This is a genomic window from Indolivaga alginatilytica (genome assembly GCF_003201355.1).
Classification (GTDB): domain Bacteria; phylum Bacteroidota; class Bacteroidia; order Bacteroidales; family Dysgonomonadaceae; genus Dysgonomonas_A; species Dysgonomonas_A alginatilytica.
Genome location: NZ_QICL01000021.1, coordinates 25830 through 39129 on the forward strand (window position 1 = coordinate 25830; position 13300 = coordinate 39129).

The following is a 13300-nucleotide window of genomic DNA, read 5'->3' on the forward strand; positions in this document are numbered from 1 at the left end:
ATCCGATAATAAGTTAGAAACTTTACAAGATAGACCTTAGTTATTTAATTGATTTTACCATCAATTGATTATGAAAAAACATCCGGAACTCACTGTTATTATTACCTTTCTGAACGAAGGGTCCGAAGTATATCACACAGTCAAAAATATTAGAGAAACTTCAGATATAGAAGTAAATATCATTCTGATTAACGATGCCTCTACCGATGGATACAATTACAAAAGTGTATCCGAAGAATTCGGCACGCATTATATATCACATGCAGAGCGAAAAGGTGTGGCTGCCTCCCGCGATGAAGGCATTGAATTATGCTCTACAAAATATTTTTTACTTTTAGATGCTCACATGCGTTTTTTTCAAAACGACTGGGTGTCAATATTATTGGGTATTCTCGAAAATAATCCGACAACATTGTTTTGTTGCCAAACCGTTAATATGGAAATTGGAGAAAACGGTGAAGTTATTAGCCTTAAAAACCAAACAAAAACATACGGAGCATATATATATTTTGACGACAATCAGGCTTTAGTTACAAAATGGGATAAAACAGATCCTGATCCGAATGAGCCTATCGTAGATATAGCCTGTGTATTGGGAGCATCTTACACAACAAACAAAAAATACTGGCAATATCTAAGAGGTCTGGAAGGTTTGAGATCATATGGTGCAGACGAAGAGCTTATCAGTCTTAAAGTATGGCTTGAAGGCGGTAAATGTCAGCTTATAAAAAGTATTACGGTAGGACATCTATATAGGACTGATATGCCCTATGCAACATTAGATACTGACTTTTTATATAACAGACTTTACATTGCCGAACTTTTCCTTTCTAAAGAAGAAAAATATCAAGTCTTTAAATCTGTTGACAAATTAAATACACAATTTTATAAAGAAGCCGTTAAACTTTTAAGTGAAAACAGGGCTCTACTCAAAGAACAAAAAGAATACTACAAGCAGATTTTCAAAAAAGATATAAAAGATGTATTAGCACAAAATAAATTTCTGCAAAACAGGAATTAATAAACCCGATGTATTAATAAAAAAGTATCAATTATGGAAAACAAACGGAAAAGATTCGTAATGGAGTCTGAGGAAGCTCTCAGCTTATTTAGTAAAAAAACTCTTTCCAGCATGGAACAGAGCGAAATTCTAGGAGGAGTCTCTTCTCAAGCAGGCGGTAATTACTGTTTATCATCAAGCTTTTCAGTACTTACTTCTACGACAGATCCCGATTGGTGTGACAGATGCGCTTGTCCAAAATCAAGCTGCCGTGGCCATGAAAATTAATTTAATAAATTAGGAAACTGGCTATTTGGGGATTGCATAAATAAAAAACCGAACCCCCAAGTAGCCAATTTTGCCTCTAAAATATAAGGCGATATGTTTAAAGAAAGCTTTTACAATTTCTATATACCCAAAAACGACAGTATTCTGTATTTTAATGGTATAACCTGTTCTAATTTTATCGTCACTAAATCAGAACATCAAAAGCTTCAAGAATTGTTCGAAGATGCCATCGACTTTGAAATAAATTATCCTTCCATATTTAATCAGTTTGTAAAATGGGGATTCTTATTCGATGACAGTACTGACGAAATCGATACAATACGCTTCCGTCATAGAATGGCAACTATCGACTCTAAAGATTATAGTTTGGTTATCAATGCTGCACTCAAAGAAGATAACACCGATCAAAAAAAATGCAATTGCCATAACAACCCGGTCGGGCATATGTCTGATGAGACGGTTAATAAAGTCATAAACCATATTCTGTATATGGTCAATAAAAAAAGAATAACCAGTTTATTAATCATATGGGCTGGTTCCGATCCGTTAGAACACTTAGAAAAAGTGATCTATCCGATCTCCCAATTTGCCCAATCTATTTGTAATAAAAATAGTATAAAATTTAAGAATCATATTAATACTAGTTTATCAGATATCAATATTAGTATTATTCCTAAATTAATTGAGATTGAATTAAATAATATCCAGATTTCATATAATAATACAAATACTACCCATGATGATATAGCTCTTCAAAAAGAAATTAAAAATAAGATTCCTACTTTATATGAAACTTTAGACGACCCTACTATAAACTTAGACATAAAAGGCGCTATATCCGATAATACCAAAGCCCTTATAGATGGAATTCAACAAAAATATACGAATCGCTTAGTAATAAACTATGGTAAATCAGCACAAGTAATCCAAAATATAGAAAGTAAAAAAAGGCAGCAGAAAAAATTGAGAACCCAATGCAGACCAAAAGATATATTCTCCGTTAAGCCACATTATAAATGCAATTCCGACAGGATGTATCATGCCAGTATTAACTTCGATGGAAAAGTTTATTCCTGTATAAATCGTGATTATTCTGATATGTATGTTTTCGGAGAAGTAAATGAACATGGAGAAATAAAATATAACAACGAAAAATTAAAGCAAAAATTATCTAAACCCCCATTCGAAAACCCCATGTGTTTAGCTTGTAAATATCTCCCCATGTGCCTTGGCCCTTGTTCCCAGAAAATAATGGAGACACATAAAGACGCATTAGAAAGTGCTTGCATATTAAACTACGTTGATATCGACCCCGAAGCTTTTATATTAAATCTTTATGAGGAAAAATTAAAACAAAATAATAATGTCTAATCTTTTTATTAAAAAACAGACATTATTTTCTATATATATCCATATTTTATGATTTTATGATCTGAAACGTTTTAAATAAAAAAAATCTATTCTCACTAAATTATTAATAAAAAAAATTGGTTCGGAACGATTTAAAATAAGTACATTTGCATGCAATAAAAATTTAAGGTATAGTCTTATGTCATTTATTGCAGATAAAATAGTTATGGATGGGCTTACTTTCGACGATGTACTGTTGATACCTGCCTACTCCGATGTTCTTCCCCGAAATGTCGACCTCTCGACAAAGTTTTCAAAAAACATAACATTGAATATCCCTTTCGTCTCGGCGGCAATGGATACTGTTACTGAAGCCAAGCTAGCTATTGCAATAGCGCGTGAAGGTGGTATAGGCGTTATTCATAAGAATATGACTATACAGGAGCAGGCTCAACAGGTGAAATATGTAAAAAGAGCTGAGAACGGTATGATCTCTAATCCGGTAAGTATCGAAAAAGACAAAACCGTAGGCGCTGCTTTGGCACTAATGGCAGAGTACAAAATCGGAGGTATTCCGGTTGTTGATACAGCCAATAAACTGGTAGGTATTGTAACCAATCGTGACCTTCGTTTCCAGAGAGATATGAGTAAGCTGATTGCAGATGTGATGACTAGCGAAAATTTAATCACAACAAAACAATCGACTGACCTTGAAGCTGCTGCTGACATCCTCCAACACCACAAAATTGAAAAACTTCCTGTGGTAGATGCCCATAATACATTAATAGGACTTATTACATATAAAGATATCACTAAAGCGAAAGATAAACCTTTTGCTTGTAAAGACGAATTTGGTCGCCTTAGAGTTGCCGCAGGCGTCGGTGTTACTCACGATACCTTAGAACGTGTAACAGCCTTAGTAGAAGCCGGGGTGGATGCTATTGTTATTGATACTGCACACGGACACTCAAAAGGTGTAACCGAAGTATTGAGACTGGTAAAAAAGACATACCCCGATGTAGATGTAGTAGTCGGAAATATTGCTACAGGCGAAGCTGCTAAATATTTAGTAGAAGCCGGAGCTGATGGTGTAAAAGTAGGGATCGGTCCGGGATCGATCTGTACAACACGTGTAGTAGCCGGAGTAGGTGTACCTCAGCTTTCAGCTATATATGATGTAGCAAAAGCGCTTGAAGGAACAGGTGTTCCTCTGATTGCAGACGGCGGACTTCGTTATTCGGGAGATATCGTCAAGGCTCTTGCAGCAGGTGGATATTCTGTAATGATGGGATCGCTATTAGCCGGAGTTGAAGAATCACCGGGCGAAACAATTATTTTCAACGGACGTAAATTTAAATCATATCGTGGAATGGGTTCATTGGAAGCTATGGAAAAAGGTTCGAAAGACCGATATTTCCAGGATATGGAAGCAGACATAAAAAAATTGGTTCCCGAAGGTATTGCTGCACGCGTACCATTCAAAGGTTCTTTATTTGAAGTTGTTTACCAAATGCTGGGAGGATTACGTGCAGGTATGGGATATTGTGGAGCGAAAGACATAAAAACACTTCACAAAGCCAAGTTTACCCGTATCACTAACGCAGGGGTTGCGGAGAGCCACCCTCATGATGTGGCCATCACAAGTGAGGCTCCAAACTACAGCCGAGGAGAATAATTTAAGGTCTAAGACCTTTTTATCGATTGGGTAAGCATAGTTAATGAGTTACGGGTAGACAGGTACGAACAGATGTAAGGTAACTGATAACTATTGACTGATTTATAAATAATACAATACATTAAATTTTTTCTATTATTTAAAATAAACAAGAGGTTTCAAATTAAATTTGAAACCTCTTGTTTATTTTGCAGCATCCCTCCGACTGCCCAAATGGGAGGAGAAAACGCCCTCGCAGACGAAGACCGGGGCGAGGTCTATTCTATCTAGAATTTAAGTTTTCATTCGAATTTATCAAAAATAGAAACTATAAATGTCTTTATTCATATTATATAAGTTATAAATACTTTCTAAATAATATATTTAACAATAGTTTCTTTGTATTTTTTAAATTAGTTTTGCATCCGAAGGATTTATAATCAGAACATATATAGTAGAACTAACATATCCTATAACAAACAGACTACATCAATTATGAATTTTCAAAACCGGTTATCAGCTTTTTGTTCATCTACAAAAAGAATGACAAGTATCATGATTGCCTTAATGGCCTTCTCTTTATTCCTTTTCATTAGTGCTTACAACGATTCGTTTGTTTTTGACGAGGCTTATTCAATGGCTATGATACAACATTCATATTCGGAGATATGGAATATTACCGCTGCCGATGTTCATCCCCCACTCTATTATTATATGTTGAAAAGCTTTACCCTTCTATTTGGAAATTCTTTATTGACTCTTAGAATATTTTCGACATTAGGAGTGCTAGGCGTTTTTATGTTAGGAATGATTTCCATTCGCCGATATTTCGGAGCAAGTGTAGCCCTTGTCTTTATAGTAATAATCACATTACTACCTGTAACACAATATCTGGCAGACGAAATACGGATGTATTCATGGACCATGTTTTTCACATTGGCAAATGCCATAGCAGCTTATAAGGTATTTAGAAATTCGACCCTGCTAAATAATTTAGTTTTACTACTCATGGCTCTTTGTGCTTCCTATACTCATTATTATTCGCTAATGGGTACGGCAACCATATTTGGAATATTATTATTCTTTTTAATTATCAACAAGAGACAAACAGGTTACACCATAGGCGCTATTATTTTATTTATAATTGGTTACAGCATTTGGATTCCCGAGTTAATCAATCAAGTAACAGCCGTTAATCACAGTTACTGGATTACAGGACTTACGCTAAAGGACCTTTTACTTTTCACCTATTATCTGTTCTCTCCTAAAGAACCTACACACCCTTATACTATATTTACACTTCCGGTAATGGCGGTAGCATTATCATTTATGTTATTGCTTATAATTGCTATAGCCGGAGTCACCATAAAAGAATATAAAAAGCTGAATAGAACGAAAACAATTACAGCTTTGACATTTATGGCCGTATTCTTCATTCCTGTTATTTCTGCCATTTTTATATCTTATGTGATGAAACCTATTATAATTCCCCGATATATGACCTGCTTATTAGGTTGCTTGGTTTTGGGAATATCTATATTACTGGTTGAATTGTATGAATCAGGAGAAAAAAGAATCAGAACACTCCTGTTAACGAGCATATTTATGCTCTCTGTACTTTCTGTAGCGCGCTTCTTTTCGGAAAAACAACATATGGAGGAAACCAACAAAGAGTACTACGAAATAGAGAAGTATTTTAAAGGAAAAAACACCGAAAAGACTGTCTTTATCTCCACGTTCAGTGCTTGCGGATGGTTGGGTATGTTATCTATAATGTATCCAAGCCCGAATAATTTATATTTGGTTTACAGTGAAAAGAAAACGCCAGTCAGCTACAAGCCATTTAAATTAATAGAAGTAAATACCTTACCTAAAGATTTTGACTTCCATTATACCCAATCGTTCGACGAAAATATGGAACAAACGAAAATCAATAATCATTTTATGAATGGGGTAAAAGCCGATTATCTTATTGAAGATTCATTAATACAAATAACACATCCCCAAAAATTTGAAGGAAAAGAAATTTACCTGATGAAAACGATACATAGAGAAAAAGAAAAACAATAAATATCATTATTTATTTCCCGTTACTTATTTGTATTTTTGCGGGGTAAAAAGGTCTTCTAATTAAGAAATAAGTTTGAAACCTTATTTCTTAATTTGGTAACAGATATTCAACATTATTTAATATCCGGTATATGGAACAAAAATTAGTGATTTACAACACACTTAAGAGAGAAAAAGAAGTTTTTGAACCACTTCATGCTCCCCATGTAGGGATGTATGTTTGCGGGCCTACAGTATATGGTGACGCTCACTTAGGGCATACCCGTCCTGCCATAACTTTCGATCTGTTGTTCCGTTACCTGACTCACATAGGTTATAAGGTAAGATATGTACGCAACATTACAGATGTAGGACATCTTGAAAATGATGCGGACGAGGGTGAAGATAAAGTCGCAAAAAAGGCACGATTAGAAGAACTTGAACCTATGGAAGTAGTACAATATTACACCAACAAATACCACAAGGCAATGGACGATCTCAATGTATTGTCTCCATCCATAGAGCCTCATGCTTCGGGTCATATTATAGAACAGATCGAAACAATTCAGGAAATACTGAAAAACGGATATGCTTATGAAAGCAACGGATCTGTCTATTTTGATGTGGTGAAATACAACAAAGATCATAACTACGGAATATTATCTCACAGAAATATAGAAGAGATGCTCAACACCACCCGTGAATTGGACGGGCAGAATGAGAAACGCAGCAAAGTGGATTTTGCCCTGTGGAAAAAGGCATCACCGGAACATATTATGCGATGGGCTTCTCCCTGGAGTGATGGATTCCCCGGATGGCATATAGAATGTTCATCTATGAGTATGAAATATTTAGGAACAGAATTCGACATTCATGGAGGTGGGCTTGATCTTATGTTTCCACATCATGAATGCGAAATAGCACAGAATACAGCTGCCGAAAAGAAGCAGGTAGTAAAATACTGGATGCATAATAATATGATAACCATTGGTGGTCAGAAAATGGGAAAATCGTTAGGCAATTTTATTACACTTGACGACTTTTTCGCAGGTACACACACATTACTTTCTCAACCTTTCTCTCCGATGACTATACGTTTCTTTATTCTACAGGCACACTATCGCAGTACTGTAGATTTTAGTAACGAAGCCTTATTGGCATCAGAAAAAGGTTTAAGCAGGTTACTTGACGCCTATGCCAGAATTGAGAGAATACCCGTATCGGAGACTTCGTCGGCAGATATAAACCTAATACGTCAAAAATGTTATGATGCATTGAATGACGATCTGAATTCGGCAATCGTAATCTCTTATCTGTTTGATATCGCCACAACTATAAATTCGGCCATAGGAGGAACAATAAGCCTTACTCGAGCTGATATTAATGAGATAAAAGATTTGTTTGATACCTTCTTATTCCAGATCTTAGGAATCAAGAACGAAGCAAACTCAAACCAAAACGGACAAGAAGCATTTGGTAAGGCTGTAGATTTACTTCTTCAAATACGTGATGAAGCCAAAACAAATAAAGATTGGGCAACTTCTGATAAAATTCGTAATGAACTGAATAAAATCGGATTCGATATAAAAGACGGCAAAGACGGTGCTGAATGGAAATTAAAGTCATAAACAAACTATATCAATTTATACGAATGTCCTTAGCCGGTAGCTAAGGACATTTTTATTACCCTATTTTGAGGATCGAAACACAAAATGTGTAGAAAAATATTTCATCATCAATTACAATGAAAATCTATAACAAGCAATCTACTTATCTGTATATTTGCTTCCGAAAAATGAGAATAGGGTCTTCGTATCATTATATACTTAATGCCAATCAGTAGTTGAATAGGTGGTAATAAACGCTCTTTCTTTCTGACGCACCCTATCGGGTTTGTCTTTCATTTTGCCTTGATGCAAAATGAAACAAAAGATCAAGACTGTGTCTCCTTGCCCGACCCGATAAGTGTTTGAAAGCGAAAACAAAAAATTACTTTCTTGATTGATTTCTTTTTGTTTTTTACGCTTTCTTCCCACATCGGGTACCCCGTGCAACCGCCAAGGTCGGAGAGCCTGACGGGCGTAAGCAAAGCCGACGTTTACTTCGGGGGTGAGGCATCCGTTCAACGAAGCAGTCGATAAGAATAAAATGTAAAGAGTCCGATAGGACGGCTTATTTTATTCTTAACGGCAAGTTGCTAACGGATCACACCCGTAAGTGGTCGGCACAGACTTTTTGGTTCCTTTTGCGGCTTTGGGCAAAAGGAACACAAGCAATCTGTGATTGCGCGTAGGATAAATAACTTAAAAGAGCCTTTTATATAATTCAACTACGGATTCGCATAACTAATAGATTAATAAATGTATGACTGCAAAAGATATACAGAAACAACTCGAACAGGTATTCTCTCCTGAGAAAAGAGACTTCTTACCCTATTTCTTTAAAACAGGAAAAGGACAATACGGAGAAGGGGATAAATTTATCGGAGTAGTAGTGCCCGATATTCGAAAAATAGCCAAAGCCAATAAAACGCTTTCATTCGATGAAGTTACCAAATTATTGAATAACGAATATCACGAATGCAGAATGTGCGCTTTGTTCATACTGATTGAACAATACAAAAAGTCGAAAGAAGAAGATAAAAAGCTTTTAGTTGATTTTTACCTCACTCATTCACATCGTATCAATAATTGGGATTTAGTTGATCTGAGTGCCAAAGATATTCTCGGAGAATATTTATTGGATAAGAAAGACCGAAGTATTCTATATAAACTCGCAAAAAGCGATTTATTATGGGATCAACGTATTGCCGTAATAGCGACTCATGCGTTTATCAAAAAGAACGATTTTAACGACATTCTTCGCCTGTCAGAAGAACTTTTACCCCATAAGCACGACCTCATGCACAAAGCAACAGGATGGATGCTGCGTGAAGCCGGAAAAAGGGATAAAAAGGTACTGCTTGATTTTCTTGATAAACATTACCGAAAAATGCCCCGAACCATGCTAAGGTATTCAATCGAAAAACTTACGCCCGAAGAAAAAGCATATTATATGAAAAAGGATTAAGCAGGGTTCAGTACCTTCTGTCCTTAAGTTGTACTTAATATAAATTATTACAGTGATAAATTATACCTTTTCGCAAAACAATAACCTGTTAAATATAGTTTAAATAGCATCTCAATAAACGTTGTAAGGTCGCAGGCCTTTTTATCCAATTGGATTAGCCGTTTATCGTGATTCGGCATAGTTCAAGTAAACTTGACTCTGCTCTCACTGCTTTAAACGTTACTTTGGCCGGACATAATAACCGGAGATAATTATGCTGATAAATCATCGCATTAAATAGTTAGAATTACTTATATGAAACTTACAAAAAATATAAATAGACTGGCAACCTTAGGATTTATTCTTATCGGATTTCTCTGCCTATTATATAATAACTTTATCAACCGGACATTCTGGTACGATGAAGCATATACGATAGCAATAGTGCAGTATTCGTTTTCTGATATTTGGAAGATTACGGCTATCGATGTGCATCCTCCGCTTTATTATTTCATGCTGAAAATATTTACCGGAATATTTGGAGATTCGTTATTCACCATGCGAATATTCTCTAATCTCGGAATAATGGCTTGCTGTATTCTCGGAATATTTCCCATAAAGCGTTTATTCGGAGAAAAGGTGGCATTTACATTTATACTCCTTATGGTATTGATGCCTGTTAATCAGTATTTGGGAGTAGAGATAAGAATGTATTCATGGGCTATGTTCTTTGTATTGGCATGCTCGGTATATGGTTACGAAACATTTCAGAAAAAAACGCTTATATGCTATTCTAAAATGACATTCTTCGCAATCTGTGCAGCCTATACCCATTACTATGCATTGATCGCTATTTTTTCCATATTTCTTATATTGATTATCTATCTGTTAGGAAGAAGAAGGACTATCGTCAGACCTCTTCTTTTTGCTATTATCTTATTACTGGCTTATATCCCCTGGATACCCGTACTTGCTTCACAACTGTACAGTGTCCACCAAAATTTTTGGGTTGAAATTCCCACCCCGAAAGATATACTGTTGTTTTCTTATTATTTCTTTTCACCGAAAGAACCATCACATCCTTATACCATCTTTTCGATATGGACAATGTCAACCGCATTATTAATCACTTTAGGGTTAATATTCAGTGCAATCATTCTTACCATACGCTTGCACCTCGGAGATAAATCGAATAAAAGGCTAAAATCGGCATCTTATTTCATTTTTATTTTCGTCTCCACAATAATCATTACCTTTGCAGTAACATTTATAATAAAACCAATCAGCGTTCCGCGTTATGCAAGTTGTATGCTTGGCTCTCTGATTTTGGGGATATCCATTTATGGTGTCCAATTATATAAGACAAAAGCAAAACCGATTATAATAGCTATTATCATAATGCTTGCTGTTCTAAGTGTTGCCCGCTTTTTCTCAGAAAGAGAATACTATATATCTCAAAACAAGGAATTCGCCGAAATAAAATCATTTATTCAATCAAAAGATATGCCTTTGAAGGTAATAGCTCCTTTACAATCGTACCCGAGTTTGGCTAAATTATCGATGATTGCACCTAAAAAAGAATATCTGTTGCTTTCTCCGGATGATAATACAAATTATTTACCATTCGAGATTAAGAAAAAGGAACAGCTTCCAAGTATAGGTCAATTCATACTTGTTCAATCTGTCGGTGATTCGACACTATTATCCGATGATTTTACTATAAAAAAGAAATTAGAACAAAAAGAAATTATTATTAGCCTGATAGAGGCTACACCAAAGAATTAAATGAAAGAATATCAATCACATACACTACAAAACGGTTTACGTATTGTACACAAACCTTTAGCAGGAAAAGTTTCGTATTGCGGATTTATAGTCAATGCCGGAACACGGGATGAACAACCAACCGAATATGGTATGGCTCATTTTGTTGAGCATATGCTATTTAAGGGTACGGAGAAACGCCGTTCGCATCATATTATAAATCGTATGGAGAGTGTAGGCGGAGAAATCAATGCCTATACGAATAAAGAAGAAACAGTGATTTATTCGATATTTCTCGAAGAGCATTTTACGCGAGCATTTGAACTGCTTACCGATTTGACTTTTCACTCCGTATTTCCTGAAAGAGAAATAGAAAAGGAAATAGATGTAATACTCGATGAAATAAATTCGTATGAAGATAGCCCTTCGGAATTGATATTCGATGAATTCGAAAATATCATTTTCCGCAATTCCCAATTGGGTCACAATATACTCGGAGAACCTGAGTTGCTGACTAAATTTGATACAGCCAAGGCAAGTCACTTTGTTCAGGAACATTATCTTCCGGAAAATATGGTATTCTTTTCACTGGGAAATACAGATATGAAGAAGATCATAAAACTGGCTGAAAGATATTTGTCAGAAATAAATTTATCAGCCCCCAAACACTCCAGGATACCACCGGAATCTGTAGATAAAACAGAGCAGATAACGGCAAAAGAAACTTCGCAAACACATGCATTGATCGGAGGTAAATGCTACAACCTACACCATCCTAAGCGAAAAGCATTGCATCTCCTCAATAACATTCTCGGAGGACCCGGTATGAATAGCAGGTTAAATATATCTCTACGAGAAAAAAGGGGATATGTGTACAATGTAGATTCTAATGTAACCGGTTATTCCGACACCGGGATTTTCTCCATCTATTTCGGCTGTGATAAACGCAATGCCGAAAAATGTATGAAACTGATACATGCCGAACTTAAAAATCTACGAGATAACAAATTGACTGCATCTCAATTGGCCGCTGCCAAAAAGCAAATGATCGGACAAATTGCGATTTCGGGTGATAGCCACGAAAATCTGGCACTCGGTCTGGGTAAAAGCTTTATGCATTACAACCACTTCAACAATATGGAGGAGACTATTAAAAAGATCGAACAGATATCCGCTTCGGATCTTTTAGAGGTAGCAAATGAAATTTTTGACAGAGATAAGCTCAGTTCATTAACTTATCAGTGATTAATTGAAGCGATAGATCCTCCAAATGAGGGTTAATGGTTTCAATTAACTTAAAATGTCATAATGAAAGACAACCCATTATCAAACAAGCAATTTAAGTAAAAAGACAACACCTATTTAACTAAATATTTATGCTTAACCTTACATTATTTCATATTATTTAACATAAATATTCCTTTTTTTGATTCTAAATATCAAAATTAAGGATAAATTTGTGCCGTTTTTGGTTAACTAAGGTATTAATAATTTTAAAATTTAGGTTTATGAAAAAGTTATTCTTAACAATTGCAGTAGCACTAGGTGTATTCACTGCAGTAAGTGCTCAAAGCAACATGTGGGTTGGAGGAACAGCAGGTATTTGGTCTAGCAAAGAAAAAGGTGGCGACAGCCAACTTAGCTTCAAAGTTATGCCGGAATTCGGATATATTTTAAACAGCAACGTAGGTATTGGTATCGCTCTTGGTGGTGCTCATGATCACGGAAGCACCAATTTCGATGGAAATATGTTTGCAGCACAAGAAAGCTCAACAAATACATATATTGTAAATCCTTTCTTACGTTATACATTTCTAAAGGGTGATTTAGGAGGTCTTTTCTTTGACGGAGGCGTATCTTACGGTTGGTCGAAAGGAACTACCGGAGGACTTAAAGGATCTCAACTGGAAGTAGGTTTAAGACCAGGGGTTGCACTAAGCGTATCTAATAAAATTACATTACTTGGTAAATTCGGTTTCTTAGGATACCAAAACCTAAAATATGATTATTTAACAATAGCCCCATCAACAGGTATATACGATAAGACAACACGCGAAACTAACAGCTTCGGTTTTGACTTTGACATGAGAAATATTGAATTTGGTGTTAACTACAAATTCTAATTTGATCATATTATCAAATACAAA

The 13300-nt window shown here is 35.6% G+C and carries 10 protein-coding genes; 9 read left to right on the forward strand and 1 reads right to left on the reverse strand.

Annotation, left to right across the window (positions count from 1 at the left end):
- Window positions 1-70: 70 nt before the first annotated feature.
- The 5 genes from CLV62_RS14785 to cysS all read left to right on the forward strand — a co-directional run bounded on the left by CLV62_RS14785 (window position 71) and on the right by cysS (window position 7969).
- Window positions 71-1021: a glycosyltransferase gene (locus CLV62_RS14785; protein ID WP_110311548.1), complete on the forward strand. Its 951-nt coding sequence runs from the start codon at window positions 71-73 to the stop codon at window positions 1019-1021.
- A gap of 360 nt (window positions 1022-1381) precedes the next feature.
- Window positions 1382-2659, forward strand: a complete 1278-nt coding sequence (locus CLV62_RS14790) for an SPASM domain-containing protein (protein ID WP_110311549.1) — start codon at window positions 1382-1384, stop codon at window positions 2657-2659.
- 178 nt (window positions 2660-2837) lie between these two features.
- Window positions 2838-4313, forward strand: coding sequence for an IMP dehydrogenase (gene guaB, locus CLV62_RS14795; protein WP_110311550.1), 1476 nt, complete (start codon window positions 2838-2840; stop codon window positions 4311-4313).
- Window positions 4314-4835: 522 nt separating this feature from the next.
- Window positions 4836-6362, forward strand: a complete 1527-nt coding sequence (locus CLV62_RS14800) for a glycosyltransferase family 39 protein (RefSeq protein WP_170120067.1) — start codon at window positions 4836-4838, stop codon at window positions 6360-6362.
- Between the two features lie 131 nt (window positions 6363-6493).
- Complete coding sequence (cysS, locus tag CLV62_RS14805; RefSeq protein ID WP_110311552.1) at window positions 6494-7969, forward strand: cysteine--tRNA ligase; 1476 nt, start codon at window positions 6494-6496, stop codon at window positions 7967-7969.
- Window positions 7970-8167: 198 nt separating this feature from the next.
- On the opposite strand, the gene CLV62_RS14810 is transcribed toward cysS, so the two are convergent.
- Entirely contained in the window at window positions 8168-8467 is a 300-nt protein-coding gene (locus CLV62_RS14810) for a hypothetical protein (RefSeq protein ID WP_110311553.1), read from the reverse strand.
- 238 nt (window positions 8468-8705) lie between these two features.
- Here CLV62_RS14810 and CLV62_RS14815 point away from each other — a divergent pair, with 238 nt between their 5' ends.
- From CLV62_RS14815 to CLV62_RS14830, 4 genes are all read left to right on the forward strand, one after another.
- Window positions 8706-9410 carry a DNA alkylation repair protein gene (locus CLV62_RS14815; protein ID WP_110311554.1) on the forward strand — a complete coding sequence of 235 codons (705 nt, stop codon included), beginning with the start codon at window positions 8706-8708 and terminating at the stop codon, window positions 9408-9410.
- Window positions 9411-9704: 294 nt separating this feature from the next.
- Window positions 9705-11174, forward strand: coding sequence for a glycosyltransferase family 39 protein (locus CLV62_RS14820; RefSeq protein ID WP_110311555.1), 1470 nt, complete (start codon window positions 9705-9707; stop codon window positions 11172-11174).
- Window positions 11175-12398 carry a M16 family metallopeptidase gene (locus CLV62_RS14825; protein ID WP_110311556.1) on the forward strand — a complete coding sequence of 408 codons (1224 nt, stop codon included), beginning with the start codon at window positions 11175-11177 and terminating at the stop codon, window positions 12396-12398. It abuts the gene before it with no gap.
- A gap of 263 nt (window positions 12399-12661) precedes the next feature.
- Window positions 12662-13276 (forward strand): outer membrane beta-barrel protein, encoded by a 615-nt coding sequence (locus tag CLV62_RS14830; RefSeq protein WP_110311557.1) that lies wholly within the window; start codon window positions 12662-12664, stop codon window positions 13274-13276.
- Window positions 13277-13300 lie beyond the last annotated feature (24 nt).

Coding starts and splice junctions, on each gene's coding strand:
- CLV62_RS14785 (WP_110311548.1), top strand. CDS start 71: ATGAAAAAACATCCGGAACTCACTGTTATTATTACCTTTCTGAACGAA.
- CLV62_RS14790 (WP_110311549.1), top strand. CDS start 1,382: ATGTTTAAAGAAAGCTTTTACAATTTCTATATACCCAAAAACGACAGT.
- guaB (WP_110311550.1), top strand. CDS start 2,838: ATGTCATTTATTGCAGATAAAATAGTTATGGATGGGCTTACTTTCGAC.
- CLV62_RS14800 (WP_170120067.1), top strand. CDS start 4,836: ATGACAAGTATCATGATTGCCTTAATGGCCTTCTCTTTATTCCTTTTC.
- cysS (WP_110311552.1), top strand. CDS start 6,494: ATGGAACAAAAATTAGTGATTTACAACACACTTAAGAGAGAAAAAGAA.
- CLV62_RS14815 (WP_110311554.1), top strand. CDS start 8,706: ATGACTGCAAAAGATATACAGAAACAACTCGAACAGGTATTCTCTCCT.
- CLV62_RS14820 (WP_110311555.1), top strand. CDS start 9,705: ATGAAACTTACAAAAAATATAAATAGACTGGCAACCTTAGGATTTATT.
- CLV62_RS14825 (WP_110311556.1), top strand. CDS start 11,175: ATGAAAGAATATCAATCACATACACTACAAAACGGTTTACGTATTGTA.
- CLV62_RS14830 (WP_110311557.1), top strand. CDS start 12,662: ATGAAAAAGTTATTCTTAACAATTGCAGTAGCACTAGGTGTATTCACT.